We start from the raw sequence: 23,102 nt of genomic DNA on the forward strand, positions 1-23,102 counted from the left end.
ATAAAAATGAGTGAAGTTAGAAAAAATTATTATGGCAGTCTTTGTACTGAAATGTATGAGATACTGCATGAAAAAGCACCTGAAGATGAATTAAACTTTTATCTATCTTATGCTGAAAAAGGTAAAAAGATTTTAGAACCTTTATGCGGAAGCGGAAGATTTCTAATTCCATTTATAGAAAGAGGGTTTGACATAACAGGAATAGATATGTCTAATGAAATGCTTAAAAAACTAAAATTAAAATTTCCTGATGCAAAAACAATTCATACTGATATTATGAAATATGATCCGAAAGAAAAATTTGATTATATATTTATTAGTTCAGGTTCAGTATCATTGTTTACAAATATTGATATTTGCAAACAAATTCTAATAAGAATAAAAAAATGGCTTTTAAAAACAGGTAAATTTGTTTTTGCAGTTGATACAATAAAAAATAGATGTATAGATGATAATGATTATAATATTGCTGTATCTGTCAAAACAAAAGAAAATTTTGAAATAGTACTTAAATCAAAAAATTATTATGAAGAAAAAACTCAAACTCAGTTTTCGCCATCAATTTATGAAATGTATAATAATACTGAATTGATTCAAAGTGAGTTTATGGATTTTCAGACGCACCTTTATAAATATGGTGAAATGGAGCAGTATTTAAAAGAAGTTGGATTTACTCAAGTTAAAACTTTTTCTTCTTTTGAAAAGGAAATTGCAGTTAATGATCAATGTGATATGTTTTTATTTGAATGTAGTTTTTTATAATTATTATAATGTATAATATGGTTGATTATTTTATAAATAAATATTTTTTGTGAAGAAAATTATGAAGCATAAAGGAACAATACAATTAGAAAGCGAAAGATTATTATTAAGAAGATTTAAAACAGAAGATGCAAAAGACATGTATAATAATTGGGCTAGTGATGATGAAGTTACAAAGTATTTAATATGGCAGACTCATGACAGTATTGATAAAACAAAGCTCATTTTGACTGAATGGACTAATCAATATTGTTATAAAGATTTTTATCAGTGGGCTATTGTATTAAAAGAAAATAATTTTTTAACAGGAAGCATAGCCGTCGTTGATATGAATGATAGTATAGATATGATTAGTATTGGTTACTGCATATCGAAAAAATATTGGCATAAAGGCATTACATCGGAGGCTTTATCAATATTAATAAAATTCTTTTTTGAAGAGGTAGAAGTTAATAGAATAGAAGCCAAACATAATATTAATAATCCTAATTCCGGAAAAGTAATGCTTAAATGTGGATTGAAAAAAGAAGGAGTATTAAGAAGCATTTATAAAGATAATACAGGACTTGCTGATGCTGCAATTTACTCTATATTAAAAAATGAGTATTTTAATTAAAAAGAGTTAAGAAAAAAGTTAAATTTTTAGTTTACATAATTTTATATAAAAATAATAGGCTTTTAGAATATGATAAGAAACACAATAAAAATTATTTGCTTTATAGCTATATTTATTACATTGCTCTGGTTCTCAAGCAGAGTTTTAAGATTCAAAAATGATAATGGTATATATCAGGGCGACAGTTTTTATGAACAGAGAACTAACAGTATAGATGTTATGTTTATGGGAAGCAGTCATGTTCATTATAATGTTAATCCTGCTATACTCTATAATGAATACGGAATTGCTGCTTATAATTTTACTTCAGGAAGCCAGCCTATTTGGAGTACTTATCATTATTTAGTAGAAGTATTAAAATATCAGAAGCCTAAATTAATTGCTTTAGAGTCTTATATTGTTGCAGCAAGCAGAACTAATGTTGTGGATTATCAAATTGTAGCAGCCACTTATGCATTAAAATGGTCAAAGAATAGAGTTGAATCTTTAAAAGTAACAGCGGCAGAGAGATTTGATGAGTTTATAAATCCTATGTACAGATATCATAACAGATACAAAGATTTAAAAGATGAAGATTTTATCCCTTATGCCAATAATTATAATCATTATAAATATTTTAAGGGCTATTCTTTTCATAATAAAACATTCCCAGTACAAAGACCTGATATAGAAAATATTAAAGATACTTTGCCTTTACTTGAAGAGCAGGAAACTTATTATAGAAAAATATTAGAATTAGCAAAAACAAATAATATACCTATTGTTGTAATAGCTTCGCCTTTTCCTATGACTGATGATGAGGCAAGACATTTTAATAGAGTAGGGGAGATAGCAAAAGAATATGATGTTCCTTTTATGAATTTCAATCATTATTATGATGATTATGATTTGGATTTTTGGACAGACTATAATGATGCAGGACATTTAAATTATAAAGGCGTTCAGAAATATACTTCTTTTTTAGGTAAATATTTAAAAGATAATTTTGTTTTGCCGGATAGAAGAGGCGATACAAATTATGACACTTGGGAGAAAAATGCTTTATATGAATATAATAAAGTTTATGATATGGGATTAAGAGATATAGAAAATATTAATGATTATATGACAAAAATAACTAATCTTAATGATTATACTATAGTGATTAATATGCTTGGAGAATATTCTACAAATGATAATATTGTAAAAGGATTATATTCTAATTTTAATATAACAAATGAAATGTATACTAATAATGTTTCTTATGTTATAGATAAAAATAAATTAGTATTTTCTTCAATGGGGGCAACTAATTATCTTTATCATAAAGAGCTTAATAAATATAATGATTTAGTAATTGACAGCGGAAACAGAATATTGATAAGCAGAAGTAATTTAAGGAAGACTACAAATGGAGTTAACATAATAGTATATGATAATATAACTTCTGAAGTTGTTGATTTTTTTGATTTGCCTTATACTAATGATGCTATAAGCGAAGTAATAGAAAGAGATTATTAATTTAAGGCAGATATATGCATAAAAAATTTTATTATTTTTTATACCATTATTTTTACTTGTATCATGTTCAGCATCAATTATTTCTCCAAGTATTAGTGAAGAAATAAAAAAATACGGTATAGATGTAGGACAGGAAGATTCTGCTATAATAGCACAAATAAAAGAACATTTAGAACAATCTTATAAAGATAATGGGTATTATAAACTGGTATTCATAGGAATTCCAAAATCGCGTTATTCTCAAGCAACTTCTATATCAGGTATGGTACTTAATGAAGCTAGTAAAATTTCAGCTGAAAATATTATAGTAGATATAAGCGATGTTAATTTTCAAAATGAAGCTATACCAGCATCTATGTTTACAGGTAATCCTGACAATAAAATAACAATATTAAATTTTGTATTTCCTGAAAATAAAATAAAAACTATAAAAACTTTTGCTTTTCATGGACTTCATAATAATTTGAAAGAATTAACAATACCAGATTCTGTGATTACTATAGGAGACAGATCTTTTCAATTGAATTATGTATTAGAGAAATTGACATTAGGAAATAATGTTCAGACAATAGAAGAAGATGCTTTCTTATATTCTACAGCATTAACTGAATTAACTATACCTGCTTCTGTAAAAACAATACAGGATCATGCATTTGGAAGCAGTCCTAATTTGAGTAAAGTTATTTATTTAGGAACTTCTCCAAATAGTATAAATTTCGGAAAAGATATTTTTACAAGCACAAAACTTACAACTTTAATAGTACCTAATGCTGAAAATATAAATGATTCTGCTTGGGATACATTTTTAGGACATAATTTTACAGATGTAAGAAAACAGTAAAAGTTATGATATGTTTTATCGCATTATTTACTTTTTTTATTTTTTTCTTATGTTTAAAATAATACTTATATTTAAGGATTGAAATAGAGATGATTAAAAAATTTTTATTAATATTTATATCAGCATTGATATTAGTATCATGTTCGGCATCAGTTATATCACCAAGTAATAATGGCAATAATTCTGGCAACGGTACAGAAGAAGGCGGTGATGGTGGAAGTGGTGGAGATGGCGGCGGTACAGATATACCTTGGACTGAAATAGAACCTCCTTTAATGCCTCCTTATCCTATTTTAGATGCAGAAGCGATTAAATATGGTATAGATATTTCTCAAGAAGATAATCTAATAAAAGAGCAAATAAAAACTAGATTAGAAGAATGCAAGAAAGAAGGCCGTGAATATAAAATAATATTTACAGGAACACCAAAAGCTGAATATTCTCAGCAAAGTTCTCTTGCAAAGTTTGTATTAGATGCTGCGAATGATTTAGGTATTTATTATAAAAATATAGAAATAGATATTAGTAAGATTTATTTCAATGAGAGAAAAGTAAAATCTTCAATGTTTAAAGGATTTCCTAGTTTTGCAGATTGTACAATAACTTTTAAATTTCCAGAAAACAGTATAAGAGTTATAGAGGGTAATGCTTTTTCACTTTTTAGTAAACATTTTAAAGAGATAGCAATACCAGATTCTGTTATTGGTATTAAAGCTGCTGCTTTTCAGAAAGATAGTTCTCTTGAGAAAATAACAATTAGTGAAAACAGCAAACTTGAATATATAGGGGAATTAGCTTTTTCCTATTCAAAAGTAAAAGAAATAGTAATACCAGCATCTGTTACTTCTTTAGGCAGAAAACCATTTGGAGAGTCTCTAACTACTGTTACTTATTTAGGAACTAAGCCTAATACCATAAGCAATAATGGAGATGTATTTGAAGATTGTGTTAGTCTTACAACTTTAATAGTACCTAATGCTGAAAATGAGAAAGATGAGGGCTGGAAAACTTTTTTGGGACATAAATTTACCACTGTAAAAAAACAGTGATTTTTATCAAAAAGTATATAGTAAGCTAAATAATTTTTAATATTTTACTTTTTAAAAATTTTTCTTATGTTTAAAGCAATATTTATATTTAAGGATGGAATGTTTAAGTATGGAAAGAGTGATGATTAAAAAAATTTTATTAGTATTGGTATCAGTTTTGGTATTTGTTTCATGTTCAAATAATACTACATCGCCTGATAGCAGTAATAACGGTGATAATTCAGGAGTTACACCTCCTATAGATAATGAAGAGCAAGAATTAATAAAAAAATACGGTATAGACATAAGTCAGGAAGATGCAGTAATAAGCCAAAAAATAGAAGAAAATCTAAGAGCTTATTTTGCTGAAAAGAATTCATATAGAGTAATATTAACAGGTACTCCTAGAAGTTATAAGGAATCTCTTTCTAGTTTAATAGCAAAAGTAGCAAGTGGTTTTCAGAATATTGATAACATAGATATAGATATAAGGTATATTAATTTTCAAGGCGACACTATAAGTGGGGATATGTTTTCAGGTCCAACAGATAATGGTAATATAACTTTTAATTTTATATTTCCAGAAAATAAAATTAAAACTATAGGAGACAAGGCTTTTTCTTTTTTATCTAATCTAAAAGAAATAACAATACCTGCTTCGGTAACAAAAATTGGAGTAGAAGCATTTCGAAATTGTGATAATTTAGTAAAATTAAATTTAAAAAATGGTTTGGAAGTAATAGATAATATGGCATTTTTACAAGTTCCATTTTTATCAGAAGTAATAATACCAGATTCAGTAAAAACAATAGGAGATCAAGCATTTGCTAATGATACAATACAAAAATTACAATTATCTTCTTCATTAGAAACAATAGGTTCAGATGCTTTTATGAATTTGGAAATTGAAGAATTGATAATACCTGCTTCAGTAAAAACAATAGGAAATCAAGCGTTTGCATATTCATTTACAGCATTAAAAAGAGTTATTTATTATGGTGATTCTCCTAATATTATAAATTATACAGGTAATGTATTTGAAGGCTGCTTTAGTCTTAGTACTTTAATAATTCCTAATGCTGAAAATGATAAAGATCCTAAATGGGAAACTTTTTTAGGCGGTTCATTCACTGATATAAGAAAACAATGATATTTTTATATGTATTTATTATATTTGCCATATTATTTTGCGATAAAATTAAAAAATATTACAAATAACTTTACTTTTTTTGATTTATTATCTACTATTATAAATAGATTTAGTATTTTATGGAGTAAATATTTATGATTAAAAAATTTTATTAGTATTTGTATTAGTGTTGGTATTTGTTTCATGTTCAAATAATACTACATCGCCTGATAGCAGTAATAACGGTGATAATTCAGGAGTTACAGATCCAACCGAAGAAGAATTATTAATAAAAAAATACGGTATAGATATAAGTCAGAATGATATTGAAATAAGCAAGCAATTAGAACAAAATTTAAAGGCTTATTTTCAGGAAAAAGGTTCATATAGAGTAATATTTACTGGAACTCCTAAAGATTATGGTGATCAACAAAGCGGTAATAAATCTTTATATATTTTAACTTTAGAAGCAGCATCAAAACTTAATATTACTATGAATATAGAGCTGGATTTAAAAAATATTAATTTTCAAGATGGCTCTATAAAAGCTTTTATGTTTTCTAGCTTTGATGATAAATATAAAAATATAGTTATAAGTTTTGCATTTCCAGAAAATAAAATAAAGACTATAGAAAAGAGCTCTTTTTTTGGACTATATAATACAAGAGAAATAACACTTCCTGATTCTGTAATTACAATAAAAGAAAGTGCATTTATGTATTCTCCAAGTATAGAAATAGTAACATTAGGAAATGGTTTACAAGAAATAGGGGAACGAGCATTTATGGGTGTTGATAACTTGAAAGAAATAATAATACCAGACTCTGTAAAATCAATAGGAATGCAGGCATTTGCACTTTCTCAGCAATTGACTACTCTCACTTATTTAGGTACAAACCCTAATAATATAAATCATAAAGGGGACGTATTTTTAGGTAGTACTAAACTTACAACTTTAATAGTACCTAATGCTGAAAATGATAAAGATGAAGCTTGGAAAACTTTTTTAGGCGGTAATTTTACTACAGTAACAAAAAAGTTATAATTTAATAATATAGATTACTAATTATTAAAAACTGTATAATATCAAACATATATTGCAGTGTTTTATATATGTTTGGTATTATACAAAATAAATAAACTCAATATAAAGAAAGTCAATCTTGTATATTGAGTTTTTTAATTATAAAAAGTTATAGTAAAGAAAATTAAAGTCTTACTACATCTCTAGTTATTTCTTTTAAGCTGTGAACACCACACATAGTCATAGCATCTTCAAGTTCTGCACCTAATTGAGCTGCATAAGATTTAACTCCTTCTTCTCCTCCACCGTAAGCAGCTATTACAAATGTTCTTGCAATAACAACACCGTCAGCACCTAAAGCAATAGCCTTTAATATATCAGTACCATTTCTAATACCGCCGTCTACTAATATTTTGATTTTGCCTTTAACAGCATCAGCGATTTCAGGCAAAACTTCAGCAGTAGAAGGACATTGATCAAGTACGCGTCCGCCATGATTTGATACTATTATTGCATCGGCTCCAGCTTCAACAGCTTTTTTAGCCCCTTTTACAGTCATTATTCCTTTTATTATGAATGGTCTTTGAGCAATTTCTTTTATTTGTTTTAATTCATCTACAGTTTTGCTTCCTGCTTTTGGAGTAAGATTTTTTAAGAAAGGAAGTCCTGCCGCATCAACATCCATAGCAACAGCAAAAGCATTTGAATCTGCAACTAATTTCATTTTTTCTTTTATAACATCTATATTCCAAGGCTTAACTGTCGGCACTCCTATGCCGTTTTGTTTTTTTATCATAGTAGTTGCTGCAATCATTACATTAGGATTAGTACCGTCACCAGTGAAAGCTGCAATTCCTGCCTCTGCACAAGATTTTACTAATATATCATTGTATTCTTCTTCTGTATATTTATTGCCGTAATGAAGCTGAACTGCACCTACAGGGCCGGCAAATATAGGGTATTTAAATTTTTTTCCGAATAGTTCAAAAGAAGTGTCAACATCTTCATTAGAACATATTGTGTCCATATTGAGTCTTATTTCTCTCCATTTATCATAATTTCTAATGGCAACATCTCCTATTCCTTTAGCTCCAGGTCCGGGCATACTATTTTTACATACTTTACCATTACATATTGGACATGCCTTACAAAATCCCATACAGTCTTTGGCAACTTCTATAATTTCTTTATAAGTCATAAAATTCCTCCGATAATAATTAAACTGATAATAATTCAACGCAATAATAATACTAAATATTAAAAATAAAACAAGCAGATTATTAATAATAATAATTTTATATGGTGTTAAATTATTTTTGTATTATAATAATTTATGTAAAATTAATAAACTATGATAGGAATTAAAAATGTCAAAAATATCTAATTATCTTCTTAGTAAACATATAGAAAAATGCAAAATATCATTAGAAGCTTTTGAAGAAAGAGAAATTCCAGATTTAAAAGATGATTTTAAAAAAGAAGCAGAAAAAGTTATATGTGAGGCAAATAATTTTTTAAATAGCATTGATCCATTCAATTATTCTGATTTTGATGATTTTAACAGAAAGGCAGAAAAATTTAATGATGAATTAAACAGAATACTTGAAACATTTTATATAAAAGAGCCTGATGAACTTTATACTTATAACAGGTTTATTGAGTATTTTCATTATGATAAAACTATGTTTAATGATGAAAATGATGAAATTGATATTAATGATTTACATACTTTAGATGAATATTTCGATTGTAACACTAATGGAGTTGCTTTAAACAATATGGGATCATATCAATATGCTATAGATAAATACAGTGAAGCTATAGACTTGATTGATTATTATGCATTAGCTTATTATAACAGAGGACTTGCTAGAAATAATTTAGGATTTTTTAAGAAAGCTATAAAAGATTATGACAAAGCTATAGAATTAAGTAAAAATTATAAAGATGCTTATTATAATAGAGGAGTCGCTAAAAATCATGCTGGCTTACACAAGGAAGCTATTGAAGATTATAATAAGGTTATAGAGTTAGACAATAAAAATATAGATGCATATAATAATAGAGGAGCTTCCAAAAATTATTTACAGCTTTTTGATGAGGCTATGAAAGATTTTAATAAAATTTTAGAATTAGAGCCTAATAATTATTGTGCTTATAGCAACAGAGGCAATTCTAAAAATGATTTGGGACTTTATAAAGAAGCTATTGAAGATTATAACAAAGCTTTAAAGATTAATCCTAATTTTGCAGATGCTTATTATAATAGAGGAAATTCAAAAAAAGAGTTAGGTTTATTTAAAGAAGCTATTGAAGATTATAATAATGCTATAAAATGGAAACCTAACGATATAAATTCCTATATGAATAGAGGAAATGTTAAATATGATTTAGAATTATATGAAGAAGCTATAAAAGATTATGACAAAATTATAAAATTGGATCATAATTATGTAGATGCTTATTATAACAGGGCAAATGCAAAAAGAGAGCTAGGTTTATATAAGGAATCTATAAAAGATTATGATAAAGCTATATATTTAAATCCTAATTATAGTGATGCATATAATAATAGAGGACTTGCTAAAAGCGATTTAGGAATGTATGAAGAAGCTATAAAAGATTATGAAGAATCTATAGATTTATGTGCGGATAATCCAGAAGCCTATTATAATATAGGAAGTGCTAAATATGATTTGGATCTTTTAAAAGAATCAATTAAATATTATGATAAGGCTATAGAATTAAGACCAACTTACAGTGAAGCATATAATAACAGAGGACTTTCTAAAAATGATTTGGGACTTTATAAAGAAGCTATCAAAGATTATGATAAATCTATAGAGTTAAACCCAAATGACAGCAATACTTATAATAATAGAGGACTTACTAAATATACTTTAGGTTTATATAAAGAAGCTATCAAAGATTATACTAAGGCTATAGAATTGACTCCTAATTATACAAATGCTTACGGTAATAGAGGAAGTGCTAAAGATGAATTAGGACAGTATAAAGAAGCTATAAAGGATTATGATAAAGCTATAGAATTAGAACCAAATACAGCTTATTTATATAATGATAGAGGCTGGGTTAAGAAAAATGCGGGACTATATAAAGAAGCTTTGAAAGATTATAAGAAGGCTTTAGAATTAGATCCTAATAATAAATATGCAATGAGTAATATTGAAAATCTTAAAAAAGAACATGGCTTGAAATAAAATTAGTTTTATAGGAAATTGTATTATGAATGACAATATTAAAGAATTGCTGGATAAAGCTAAAGAAGCATTTGAAAATAGAGAGTATGAAAAATCTATTGAATATATTGATAAGGTCATATTTTATAATGGTGATTCTTATGATCTTTATCATAATAAAGGATTATCAAAATTAAATTTGGGTTTATATGAAGAAGCTATAAAAGATTTTGAGAGAGCTATCGAATTGGGTGATGACGGCGAAACTGTATATTATGATAGAGGCTTAGCAAAATTATATTTATCTTTTTATGGAGAAGCTATAGAAGATTTTAATAGAGTTTTGCAAATAAATAATAATGATATTGATTCCCGCGTTAATGTAGGATTATGTTATCTTTACATGAAAAACTATAAAGAAGCTATAAATATCTATGATGAAGTAATAGCTGATTTTCCTGATAATATTAATTCTTATAATAATAGAGGATTATGCAAGTTTTATTTATCTCAATTTGAAGAAGCTATAAATGATTTTAATAAAGTTATAGAATTAGATAAAAATTCTACAGCAAGTATGGCATATAACTATATTGGTTTGTGTAAATATCATTTAGATGAAATTACTGAAGCTTTAAAATATTATGAGAAGGCTATAGAGATAAATCCTAATCTCATTAATGCTTATCATAATATTGCTTTAATAAAACATTCTGGTGAATTTGATGATGAGGCTTTATCATATTTAAATAAGGCTTTAGAAATAGATCCTGGTAATCTTGAAACATATTTAAAAATTTATTCTATAAAATTAGATTTAGAATTATATGATGAAGCCAATGAATATTTAAATAAAATTTTAGAAATGTATCCTGATGACCTTTATGTTTATGACAGAATAGGAAATATAAAAATTGATGCAGGATATATGGAGGAATCTTTAGAATATTTAAAAAAAGCATTAGAAATAAATCCTAATTTTATTGATGCATATTATGATATTGCTTTTGCTTTGCATAAATTAGATTTAAATAATGAGGCTCTGGAATATTTAGAAAAAGCACTTCAAATTTATCCTAATAGTGCAGATACTTATTTTAAAATGTTTTTAGTAAAAAGAGCTTTAAGAGATTATGAAGGAGCTTTATCTTGTTTAAATAAAATACTTGAAATAGATAATACTGATGTTGTTATTTATAATGAAATAGCTTTGATAAAAGTAGAATTAGAATTATATGATGAAGCTTTATCATATTTAAATAAGGCTTTGGATATAGATACTAATAATGCTGAAATATATAATAGTATTGGCTTGGTATATTATTATAAAAAAGATTATGAAGAAGCTATTAAAAATTTTAATAAGGCTATAGAGTTAAATACTTCTATGGCTAGTGCTTATTATAATATTGGTTTGGCATATTATGAAATGCATGATTATGAAAACTCAATTCAATATTATAATAAGGCATTGGAGATAAATCCTCAGTATGCATCTGCCTATATTAATTTAGGACTTATTAAACATAATTTAGGAAACTATAAAGAAGCCATTGACTATTATAAAAAAGCATTAGAAATAAATCCTGATTATAGTTTGGCTTATTATAATATTGCACTTGCTGAAATGAGTTTAGAAGATTATAAAAATTCTTTGGAAGATTTTAATAAAGCATTAGAATTAGGCTATGATGAAGCAGAGATTTATATTAACATAGGACTTATATATTCAAGACAGGCTATATATGATAAAGCTATAGAGTATTATAATAAAGTGTTGGAAATAAATCCTAATAAAGTTAATGCCTATTATAATATTGCTTTTTGTTTATCTAATATGGATAAATATGAAGAAACTTTAGAAATATATGATAAAGTTATAAGAATGTATCCCGGTAATTTTGATGTTTATTATGAAAGAGGATACACTAAATACAGAGCATCGAAGTATGAGGAGGCTATAAGAGATTTTGATATTATTATAAATGTGAATTCCAAACATTATAATGCTTATTATTATAGAGGCTGTTCAAAAAAATATTTAAAGAATTATGATGAGGCTATAAAGGATTTTGATAAAGCCATAGAATATAATGCGAATAATTCTGATTTTTACAGTGAGAGGGCTTCTTGTTATGATTATTTAAATAAATATAGAGAAAGTATTGAAAATTATGATAAAGCTATTGAATTAAAAGATGATGATTGGTTTTTATATATTTTAAGAGCTAAAGAGAAATTTCTTTTATCAAAGGAAACCAATTCAGAAAATAAAACAAATGATAAGAAATCATTTTTTAATAAAATTATATCAAAAATTGCTTCATCAAAAAATTATACGGATTTAGAAAAGTCAGCATTGAATGATTTAGAAAAATCTTATAAGTTAGCTTTAGAAGATGAATTTTATCTTATGGTATTTAAAGATATTATAAAAGATGAATTTACCAATATAGATTTAGCAGCTGAATTTTGTAAAGATAATAATATTACTTTATAAATTATAATATTAGCAGCTGTTTTATTTTTTGTTTTAATTTTGTCAACTACTAGCCGTAGTGGCAACCCGCACGGTATCGTTTATTCTTAATGAATGTCCTTTATACGTGCGGCTGATAACTTATTATTATACAAAATCAATAAATCTATATTACATGTAAAAACATATTTCTTAAATATTAGATAATCTTTTATTTGATAAAAAGGTGAAAATTGACAAAATATAGTTGTTTAGGTATATACTGAAAATTTTTAACTTTGTCATTTTTTTTATTCAACTTTTTCCCGCCGCAAAAAGTTGCTGCCACAGGCACGCTTCGCGAAAGTGCAAGTATAAAATTAGTACTAAATCATACTAAAATTGTCTTATATGTAAAATAATTTATTACATTTAAGTTCAAATATAGCCTTTTTGCTTCTCGCCGAAGGCGTACTGCGTATGTGGCAACAAAAGAAGTGGGGTTGCCGTAGGCACGCACAGCGGGGGCAAAGCCCCAGATATAAAACAAAAATATAAATTTATTTTTGACAAAGTATAGTTGTTTAGGTATATACTATGGTATAATTGTCTCATATACGAAATTGTAACTTGTATATTAATAATAAATAGTTATAGGAGTTAAAAATGGCAACAATGACTAATTTTCTATTCAGTCAACATTTAAAAGAATCTAAAAATAAATTAGAGAATTTGCAAAAAGAATTAAATAAATGTGTAGAAGAATTTAATGATTTTTTAAATAATATTGATGCAGAAAACTATTCTGATTTTGATGATTTTAATGACAGAGCAAAAGCTTTTAATGAAGAATTAAATAAAATAATGTCAGATAAACAAAATTTTATAGTCAGTTTTACAAATATAGTTGACAATAAGAAAGAAGTTGATATTGATCGTTTAAACAATCTTACTGATTATCATGATTATAATTCTAAAGGTATTTATAAAAGTGCTAATGGAGAATATGCAGAAGCTATAAAATATTATGATGAGGCTATAAAGTTAAACCCTAATATGGCAGATGCTTATTATAACAAAGCTATTGCCAAAACTAAACTTGGACTTTTAAAAGAAGCTATAGAAGAATATGATAAGGCTATAGAGTTAAGAGCTGATTATACATATGCTTATTATAACAGAGGACTTCTTAAAAGTGATTTAGGACTTTTAGAAGAAGCTATAAAAGATTTTGATAAAGCTTTATCAATAGATCCTAATTTATTTGATGCTTATAATAATAAAGGATTATTAGAAGATGAGTTGGGATTTTCTAAAGAAGCTATAAAAGATTTTAGCAAAGCTATAAAATTAAATCCTAATTATGCTCTTGCATATAATAATAGGGGAATTGCCAAAGATAATTTAGGACTTTATGAAGAAGCTATTAAAGATTATGATAAAGCTATAAAATTAAATCCTAATTATGCTCTTGCATATAATAGTAGGGGAAATGCCAAAGATAATTTAGGACTTTATGAAGAAGCTATAGAAGATTTTAATAAGGCTATAAAATTAAAACCTGATAATACAGATGCTTATAATAACAGAGGTAATACAAAATATAATTTAGAGCTTTATGAAGAAGCTATTAAAGATTATGATAAAGCTATAAAATTAGATCCTAATTATGCTTTTGCCTATAATAATAGGGGAAATGCCAAAGATAATTTAGGTCTTTATGAAGAAGCTATAGAAGATTTTGATAAGGCTATAAAATTAAAACCTGATTATGCAGATGCTTATAATAACAGAGGCCTTACTAAGGAAAATTTAGGTCTTTATGAAGAGGCATTAAAAGATTATAAGAAGGCTTTAAAATTAGATCCAAGCAGTGAATGTGCCAGAGAAAACGTAAAACGTACTAAAGAAGAATATGGTTTGAAATAAGGTTGTAATATAACCAAACGACTATATTTTGTCAAAAATTATTTTATTATTTTTATTATTTGTGGGGACTAGCCCCCACACCCCCACTTCTTTTGCGACCGAAGGAAGTACTGCGACTGAAAGGAGTACCTTTAGGTATGGTATTGCCACAGGCGAAGCCCGCCTCGCTATGCGTACCGACGAAGTCCACCTGTGGTGTCGGCAGGCGAGAAGCAAAAAGGTTACATTTGGGATTTAATTTAATAAATTATCTTACATGTGATACGATTTTAGTATGATTTAGTACTAATTCTATCCTTGCACTTTCGCGAAGCGTATCCGAGTTTATCGAGGATATAAGGTTCTTTGACGCTGTCCGCCTCGCGAAGCGTGCCTATGGCAGGTGTGCTTGGGAAAAGTTTATAAAAATAAATAAAGACATTAATTACATGCCCGCCCTTTAAAATTTGAAATTTCATTTTGAATGTTAACTCAATTAACTTTATAGCTTAATTAGAATTTTTAACGCCCACCCAAGTTTAAATTAACTTTAAAATATATTTAACGCACGGTAAACTAAATTTATAATATAAATAAAATTTGAATTATAAATAAATTAATATTTTTAATTTTATTCTGCGTGTGATGGATGAGATTAAAAATAAAAAAATTAAACTAATTATATTTTTTGTGTTGACAATTTTTTTATATTATGCTATATTCGCAAAAATTAAAAATCTATATCATTATAAGGAGGCGGTGCTATGCTAAACAAAAACTTCTATTCTCGCTCACTACTCAGCTTCAAAAGAATCGTCTACCTGATATGTAACTTCAATTAATACATTTTCTATAATTAAATCCATACACTAAAAATTATAAAACCGTTTTTGGTTTTTTATATTTGTTATTTTAGCTTTTGTAAATAACAGTATTAGAATAAATTTATTATAAAAAATAATAATTTTTAGATATTAGAATTGAAATATAAAAGCGAGTCGTAGCCAGCTAGTGAGTTTACTCACTAGCTTATTATAGGCGTAGACGAGCATAACAATAATAAAAAATAATAAAAAATCGTTTTGAAAATATTATTTATTGGAGTTGATATTATGAAAAAAATACTAGAAAATAAAAACAAATTAATTTTATCAGCATTAAATAATACTGATAAAGTACTAGAAGTATTTAATTCATCATTAGAAGGCATATCAGAAAAAGAAGCAGATAAAAGATTAAAAGAATACGGATTAAATAAAATACCCCATAAAAATAAAAAAACTATTTTGAAAAGAATAGCCGAAGGTTTCATAAATCCATTCACTTTAATATTATTTGCATTAGCTATTATTTCCATTTTTACAGATATATTAATACCTTTTTTCAAGAATGAAGAAATTTCTTTTTTGACAGTAATAATCATTTCTACAATGATAACTGTATCAGGATTAATAAGATTCATTCAGGAATATAAATCAGATAATGCATCAGAAAAACTTCTTAATATGATAAAATCTTCAAGCATAGTTTTGAGAGAAAATATCAAAAAAGAAATAAACAGTGAAAATCTAACAGTAGGCGATATAGTTTTTATTAATGCCGGTAATATAATACCTGCTGATATAAGAATAATAGAATCAAATAACTTGACAGTTTCTCAATCAGTATTAACAGGAGAAAGCGAGCCTTTAGAAAAAAATAATTCTGTATGTAATGAGGAATTAGAATCAGTAACAGATTATTCAAATATTGTATTTATGGGTTCTAATGTAATAAGCGGAGATGCTAAAGGCATAGTAATCAATATTGGAAAAGATGCATTTTTAGGAGATATAGCAAATGAACTTTCAAATATTAATGAAATAGATACAAGCTTCACTAAAGGAATAAATTCTGTATCTTGGCTATTGATAAGATTTATGTCTATAATGACTCCTGTTGTATTTTTTATTAATGGATTCACAAAAGGAAATTGGATAGAAGCATTATTATTTGCTATATCAATTGCAGTAGGTTTGACACCAGAAATGCTCCCTATGATTGTAAGTGCATGCTTAGCAAAAGGGGCAGTATCTATGTCAAAACAAAAAACTATAATAAAGAATCTTAACTCTATACAAAGTTTCGGTGCTATGAATATATTATGCACTGATAAAACAGGCACTTTAACTATGGATAAAATTTCATTGAAACATTATTTTGATATCAATGGAAATGAAAATAAAAATGTTTTGGATTTGGCTTATTTAAATAGCTATTTTCAAAATGGTTATAGAAATGTTTTGGATAATGCCATTATTGAATATGTAGAACATAATGAAAAAAATTTTAATAATAAAGAATTAGAAAATTATATTAAAATAAATGAAATTCCTTTTGATTTTATAAGAAGAAGATTAAGCATATTATTAAAAGAAAATAATAATATAAAAATGATAACTAAAGGAGCTTTTGAAGAAATGATTTCAATTTGCTCTTATGTTTATGATGATGAAAAAGTATCAAAAATAACAGAATTACAAAGAGAAGAATTAAATAAAAAAATTAACTCTTTAAATGATAGAGGAATGAGAGTTATAGCATTAGCTGTAAAAGACATAAAAATAAATGATGAAAATCAATTACAAGATTTAGAAGAAATTAAAAAATTAGAAAATGAAATGGTGTTAGTTGGATATTTAGCATTCTTGGATCCTCCAAAAGAATCATCTTACGAGGCTATAAAAAAATTAAATGAATATGGTGTTGATGTAAAAATACTTACTGGAGATAATGAAAAAACAACTATTAATGTATGCAATAAATTAGGAATAAATATAAACGGCATTTTGCTTGGAAATGAAATTGATAAATTAAATGATGATGAATTAAAAATAAAAGCAAAAAAAGCTAATATATTTGCTAAACTTTATCCTCATCAAAAATCAAGAATAGTATCTGTATTAAAAGATGATGATAATACTGTTGGATTTATGGGTGATGGTATTAATGATGTGCTTGCTATGAAAATGGCTGATATATCTATTTCAGTTGACAGCGCTTTTGATATAGCTAAAGAAGCTGCTGATATAATACTATTAGAAAAAGATTTAACTGTATTAGAAAAAGGCATAATAGAAGGAAGAAAAACTTATGCCAATATGATAAAGTATATAAAAATAACTGCTTCATCAAATTTTGGAAATATGTTTTCTGTATTAATGGCTTCTATACTATTGCCATTCATACCAATGCAAAGTGTGCATTTGATCATACTAAATTTAATATATGATTTAAGCTGCACTTCAATACCTTGGGATAATGTTGATAAAGAATTTTTAAAACTTCCAAGAAAATGGGACGCTTCAAGTATAGGAAACTTTATGTGCTGGATGGGACCTGTAAGTTCCATATTTGATTGGAGTACTTATTTAATAATGTATTTTATTTTCTGTCCATTATTCGTTTCTAATGGAATATTATATAATAAATTAGGCAATTATTATAATGGTGCCGATTTAGCTAATATAAAAACAATGTATACTTCTATGTTCCAATCAGGCTGGTTTATAGAATCTATATGCACACAAGTTTTGGTTATATATATGATAAGAACTGCTAAAATTCCTTTTATAGAAAGCAGACCATCAAAACAAGTATTTTTATTAACTTTTTCAAGCATTATAATTTTGTCTATAGTGCCTTTTACAAATTTAGGACATCATTTAGGTTTTGTATCATTGCCTAAAACTTATTTTATATTTTTAGTTCCTTGTATATTTGCTTATATACTATTAGTTACATTATTAAAGAAAGTATATATTAGAAAATTTGGTGAATTATTATAATATACTTAAACAACTATATTTTGTCAAAAATAAAACTATAGTTTCTTTTTAATATATGGGGCTTTGCCCCAGCTGTGCGTGCCGACGAAGTCCACCTGTGGTGTCGGCAGGCGAGAAGCTATATCCTCGACAAGTTCGGATACACTTCACGAAAGGCTATATTTGAACTTAAATGTAATAAATTATTTTACAATAAGACAATTTTAGTATGATTTAGTACTAATTTTATACCTTGCATTTTCGCGAAGCGTGCCTACGGCAGCAACTTTGACGAAGTCCGCAGAGCGTATGTGGCGGGAAAAAGTTGACTAAAAAAATGACAAAGTTAAAAAATTTCAGTATATATTAATAATGAAGCATATACAGATTTCTTTTTATTATTTCTGTATATGCTCTTACTATTAATATGTAATTTTTCATTATAAATAGTTTAGTTTATAATTTTGATATTAAATTTGGTTTATTTAAAGTTTGACAAAAGTTAATTTTTATTAGATAATATAATGTCAATAAAAATTTGTCAAAAAATTAATTAAAGGTATTGTGTATGTTTTCTTATGTTGTTAAAAGATTATTAGTCTCACTTTTAACCCTTTTTGTTATAGTAACAATAACATTCTTTTTAATGCATACAGTACCGGGCGGGCCTTTTGTAGGTGAAAAACCGCTTAGTAAAGTAGCATTGGAAAACTTAAATAGAAAATACGGACTTGATAAGCCATTAATAGTTCAGTATGGTAATTATTTAAATAATGCTATTAGAGGAGATTTGGGTACTTCTCTTACTAAAATAGGACAATCAGTTTCCGGTACAATAGTAAGGGCATTCCCTGTATCTTTCAGACTTGGAATATTCAGTATGTTTATTTCTACTACTATAGGAGTTTTATTTGGAATAGTTGCGGCATTAAGGCATGGTAAGTTTGTAGATAGGGCTGTTATGGTGGCGGCTACTTTAGGTATAGCAGTACCTAGTTTCGTTGTTGCTACTGTTTCTATTATTATATTTTCTGTAAAATTAAAACTGCTTCCTGCTTATGGATTCGATTCTTTTGCTCAATATATAATGCCGGGATTTGCCTTATCTTTTAGTTCTTTAAGTTTTATGGCAAGACTTATGAGAAGTTCAATGCTTGATGTTATACACCAAGATTATATAAAAACAGCCAGAGCAAAAGGTATATCAAGAAGCATAATCATATTTAAGCATGCTTTAAGAAATGCTATAATACCAATAGTTACATATATAGGACCTCTTGCTGCAGGTATTCTTACAGGTTCATTCGTTGTAGAGAAAATATTCAATATACCGGGACTTGGAAGATATTTCGTTGAAAGCATCACTCAAAGAGATTATCCTACAATATTAGGAGTTACAATATTCTACGGAGCTTTTTTGATAGCTATGAATTTCTTGGTTGACTTATCCTATGGTATAATAGACCCTAGAATAAAAATACAGGAATAATTTTTATAATTTTTTATAAAGGCGGAAATTAACTAATGGAAAATAGTTTAGATAAATCATTATTTGTAAAAGCAACGGATGAAGAAAAAGCTTCAGCTGAAGTAAAAAGAGAAAGTGTCACCTATTGGCAGGATGCATATAGAAGATTCAAAAAAAATAGAGTTGCTTTAGTTTCTATTATAGTTATAGCTATTATAGCCATTCTTTCTATTATAATACCTATGATTTCTGAGTATGGATATGCTCAAATAAATAGAGGAGTTGAAAACAGTCTTCCTACATTAGAACATCCATTCGGAACAGATACTTTGGGTAGAGATTTGCTTGTAAGATGTATGATAGGTGCTAGAATATCGCTTTTAATTGGTATTGTATCTGCTACTTTAGTTGTAATAATAGGTATAGTTTATGGTTCTATATCAGGATATTTCGGAGGACTTACTGACAGTATTATGATGCGTATCGTTGATATAATAAGTGCAGTACCTACACTTTTGGTAGTTGTATTATTATCAGTTGTTCTTAAAGCTCCTATGGATAAGTTATTTTTACAGAATGAGTCATTGAGAGGTATAGGACTTTTAGGGCCCGGACTTTTCAGTATATTTATAGTTATATCTTTACTTTATTGGACTAATATGGCAAGAATGACAAGAGGACAGATTTTAGCATTAAAAGGACAGGAATTTGTAACTGCAGCTAGAGCTTTGGGTACTCCTCATAGCAGAATAATTTTTAAACATTTAATACCTAATGCCATGGGGGCAATAATAGTATCAGCAATGGTTCAAATACCTAATGCTATATTCGTTGAGGCATTTTTGAGTTTCTTGGGATTGGGAGTTAGTGCTCCTATGGTTTCGCTTGGTTCTTTGACTTCAAATGCTGTAAGCGGAGTTTATTCTTATCCTTATCAGCTGCTTTTTCCTGCTGCTTTGATAAGTATTATAATACTTTGCTTTAATTTGGTGGGTGATGGTTTAAGGGATGCATTAGACCCAAGAATGAAGAATAGATAAAGGGGTATGTAAATGGAAAATGGTCATTTGTTAGAAGTAAAAAATTTAAGCGTATCTTTCTTTACGCCTCTTGGAGAAGTTAAAGCAGTTAATAATATTTCATATAAATTAGATAAATCAAAAGTATTGGGTATAGTAGGAGAATCCGGAAGCGGTAAAAGTGTATCTGCATACTCTATTATGGGACTTATTGAAGAACCCGGAAAGATTATGAATGGAGAAATACTTTTTGAAGGCACTGATTTAATTAAACTTTCAGAGCATGAAAAAAAGAAAATCAGAGGCGATTCAATATCAATGATATTCCAAGACCCTATGACTTGTCTTAATCCTGTATACACAATAGGCAATCAGTTAATGGAAGCATTGACTACGCATCAAAAAATAAGCAAAACCGATGCTATAGAGAGAATAGTTGAGCTTTTAACTTTAGTAGGTATTAATGAGCCTAGAAGAAGAATAAAACAGTATCCTCATGAGCTTTCAGGCGGTATGCGTCAGCGTATAATGATAGCTATGGCACTTGCAGGAGATCCTAAAATACTTATAGCTGATGAGCCTACAACTGCATTAGATGTTACTATACAGGCACAGATACTTGAGCTTATAAAAGATATACAGAAAAAAATAAATATGGCTGTTATACTTATTACGCATGACTTTGGTATAGTAGCCGATATGGCTGATGATATTATAGTTATGTACGGCGGAGGTATTGTTGAGAGAGGAACAGTATTCGATATATTTGAACGTCCTAAACATCCTTATACTTTAGGGCTTTTGAAATCACTTCCTCGTATTGATATAAAACAGGACAGACTCATTCCTATAGAAGGAACACCAATAGACTTGCTTAATATGAAGGCAGGATGTCCTTTTAGTACAAGATGCGAAGAATGTATGAAGGTATGTATTGATAATAAGCCGCCTATAACAGAATTTGAGAAAGGGCATTTTTCAGCTTGCTGGCTTCATCAAATGCCTAATTAATTTTAATACTTTACTTAATTAATAAGAAGAAATAAAAAAATAGCGTTGTATAAAGAGAGTTTTTATGGCACCTTTAATAGAAATACAAGATTTGAAACAACATTTTAAGATAAAAGGCGGATTCTTCGGAAGAAATATACAGACTGTAAAAGCTGTTGACGGAGTAACTTTTACCATAAATAAAGGAGAAACTTTCGGGCTTGTTGGAGAATCTGGAAGCGGTAAAACTACATTAGGAAGAACTTTGCTTCATTTATATAAACCTACCAGCGGAAAAATATTCTTTAATGGTGAAGAAGTTAATAAAGAAAATTATAGAAATTATGCTAAGAAAATGCAGATAATTTTCCAAGACCCTTATGCTTCACTTAATCCGCGTATGACAGTAGAAGATATAATAGGCGAGGCATTAGATGTTCATAAACTTTATTCTACAAAAGATGAGAGAAGAGAAAAAATAATAAATCTTCTTAAACTTGTAGGACTTAATGCTGAACAGGCACAGAGATATCCTCATGAATTTTCAGGCGGACAAAGACAGCGTATAGGTATAGCCAGAGCTTTGGCAGTTAATCCAGAGTTTATAGTATGCGATGAGCCGGTATCGGCATTAGACGTTTCTATTCAGGCTCAAATTATAAATATGCTTTATGATATGCAGCAGGATATGGGACTTACTTATCTTTTCATTGCGCATGATTTGGCTGTAGTTCGTCAAATATCAAAAAGAATAGGTGTTATGTATTTGGGTAATATTGTTGAGCTTACTGACAGCGAATCATTATATACAAAATCGCTTCATCCTTATACTCAGTCTTTGATTTCTGCAATACCTATATCAGAGCCGTCAATTGCAAAAACTAAACAGCGTATAATACTTTCAGGTGAAATACCTTCTCCAATAAATCCTCCTTCAGGATGTAAATTTAGAACTAGATGTCCTAAAGCAGAAGCTATTTGTGCAGAGAAAGTTCCGGAGTTTAGAGAGGTTGAAACAGGTCATTACTGTGCTTGCCATCTGGTTTAATAACATAATATTTATAATTTATATATTTTTGACATAAATTATATATAAAAATAAGTTATTTTAATCTCCATATACAGAGAATAAATTTATAAATATATTAACTGCGATATAAAAATATGCTGAAGGAAAACCATTTATAATAGTGCCTTATGAAGAAGATTATTTTGATAGTATGTAGATGGCTTATTTTCCAAATTTATATTGGAACATAGATGATAATGTAAAGTTGACATATTTTTATATATTATGAAGTTGAGAATGTAAAACTAAAAACTACAGGTAAAGCAAAATATTATGATGATATA

The 23,102-nt window shown here is 27.6% G+C and carries 16 protein-coding genes; 15 read left to right on the plus strand and 1 reads right to left on the minus strand.

Going from position 1 to position 23,102, the window contains the following annotated elements:
- The first annotated feature begins 6 nt into the window (after positions 1–6).
- From BINT_RS03695 to BINT_RS03725, 7 genes are all read left to right on the plus strand, one after another.
- Positions 7–762, plus strand: coding sequence for a class I SAM-dependent methyltransferase (locus BINT_RS03695; RefSeq protein ID WP_014487213.1), 756 nt, complete (start codon positions 7–9; stop codon positions 760–762).
- Positions 763–823: 61 nt separating this feature from the next.
- On the plus strand, positions 824–1,378 hold the full coding sequence (locus BINT_RS03700; protein ID WP_014487214.1) for a GNAT family N-acetyltransferase: 555 nt from the start codon (positions 824–826) through the stop codon (positions 1,376–1,378).
- 69 nt (positions 1,379–1,447) lie between these two features.
- Positions 1,448–2,878, plus strand: coding sequence for an SGNH/GDSL hydrolase family protein (locus BINT_RS03705; RefSeq protein ID WP_014487215.1), 1,431 nt, complete (start codon positions 1,448–1,450; stop codon positions 2,876–2,878).
- 262 nt (positions 2,879–3,140) lie between these two features.
- Positions 3,141–3,719 (plus strand): leucine-rich repeat domain-containing protein, encoded by a 579-nt coding sequence (locus tag BINT_RS03710; protein WP_014487216.1) that lies wholly within the window; start codon positions 3,141–3,143, stop codon positions 3,717–3,719.
- Between the two features lie 89 nt (positions 3,720–3,808).
- The gene (locus BINT_RS03715; RefSeq protein WP_014487217.1) at positions 3,809–4,768 is read left to right on the plus strand and encodes a leucine-rich repeat domain-containing protein; all 960 of its coding nucleotides are present in this window, start codon (positions 3,809–3,811) and stop codon (positions 4,766–4,768) included.
- Positions 4,769–4,889: 121 nt separating this feature from the next.
- Positions 4,890–5,897 (plus strand): leucine-rich repeat domain-containing protein, encoded by a 1,008-nt coding sequence (locus BINT_RS03720; RefSeq protein WP_041177571.1) that lies wholly within the window; start codon positions 4,890–4,892, stop codon positions 5,895–5,897.
- Positions 5,898–6,063: 166 nt separating this feature from the next.
- On the plus strand, positions 6,064–6,921 hold the full coding sequence (locus tag BINT_RS03725; RefSeq protein WP_014487219.1) for a leucine-rich repeat domain-containing protein: 858 nt from the start codon (positions 6,064–6,066) through the stop codon (positions 6,919–6,921).
- A gap of 163 nt (positions 6,922–7,084) precedes the next feature.
- On the opposite strand, the gene BINT_RS03730 is transcribed toward BINT_RS03725, so the two are convergent.
- Positions 7,085–8,098, minus strand: coding sequence for an alpha-hydroxy-acid oxidizing protein (locus BINT_RS03730; RefSeq protein WP_014487220.1), 1,014 nt, complete (start codon positions 8,096–8,098; stop codon positions 7,085–7,087).
- Positions 8,099–8,267: 169 nt separating this feature from the next.
- On the opposite strand from BINT_RS03730, the gene BINT_RS03735 reads away from it, so the two are divergent.
- From BINT_RS03735 to BINT_RS03770, 8 genes are all read left to right on the plus strand, one after another.
- Positions 8,268–10,121 carry a tetratricopeptide repeat protein gene (locus tag BINT_RS03735; RefSeq protein ID WP_014487221.1) on the plus strand — a complete coding sequence of 618 codons (1,854 nt, stop codon included), beginning with the start codon at positions 8,268–8,270 and terminating at the stop codon, positions 10,119–10,121.
- Between the two features lie 25 nt (positions 10,122–10,146).
- Positions 10,147–12,600, plus strand: coding sequence for a tetratricopeptide repeat protein (locus tag BINT_RS03740; RefSeq protein WP_014487222.1), 2,454 nt, complete (start codon positions 10,147–10,149; stop codon positions 12,598–12,600).
- 624 nt (positions 12,601–13,224) lie between these two features.
- Positions 13,225–14,487 (plus strand): tetratricopeptide repeat protein, encoded by a 1,263-nt coding sequence (locus tag BINT_RS03745; RefSeq protein WP_014487223.1) that lies wholly within the window; start codon positions 13,225–13,227, stop codon positions 14,485–14,487.
- Between the two features lie 1,091 nt (positions 14,488–15,578).
- On the plus strand, positions 15,579–18,293 hold the full coding sequence (gene mgtA, locus BINT_RS03750; protein ID WP_041177225.1) for a magnesium-translocating P-type ATPase: 2,715 nt from the start codon (positions 15,579–15,581) through the stop codon (positions 18,291–18,293).
- Between the two features lie 547 nt (positions 18,294–18,840).
- On the plus strand, positions 18,841–19,761 hold the full coding sequence (locus tag BINT_RS03755) for an ABC transporter permease (RefSeq protein ID WP_041177226.1): 921 nt from the start codon (positions 18,841–18,843) through the stop codon (positions 19,759–19,761).
- 35 nt (positions 19,762–19,796) lie between these two features.
- Positions 19,797–20,780, plus strand: coding sequence for an ABC transporter permease (locus BINT_RS03760; protein WP_014487226.1), 984 nt, complete (start codon positions 19,797–19,799; stop codon positions 20,778–20,780).
- Positions 20,781–20,792: 12 nt separating this feature from the next.
- The gene (locus BINT_RS03765) at positions 20,793–21,770 is read left to right on the plus strand and encodes an ABC transporter ATP-binding protein (RefSeq protein ID WP_014487227.1); all 978 of its coding nucleotides are present in this window, start codon (positions 20,793–20,795) and stop codon (positions 21,768–21,770) included.
- Between the two features lie 64 nt (positions 21,771–21,834).
- Complete coding sequence (locus tag BINT_RS03770; RefSeq protein ID WP_014487228.1) at positions 21,835–22,797, plus strand: ABC transporter ATP-binding protein; 963 nt, start codon at positions 21,835–21,837, stop codon at positions 22,795–22,797.
- Positions 22,798–23,102 lie beyond the last annotated feature (305 nt).

This window comes from Brachyspira intermedia PWS/A, from assembly GCF_000223215.1.
In the GTDB taxonomy this organism is placed as follows: domain Bacteria; phylum Spirochaetota; class Brachyspiria; order Brachyspirales; family Brachyspiraceae; genus Brachyspira; species Brachyspira intermedia.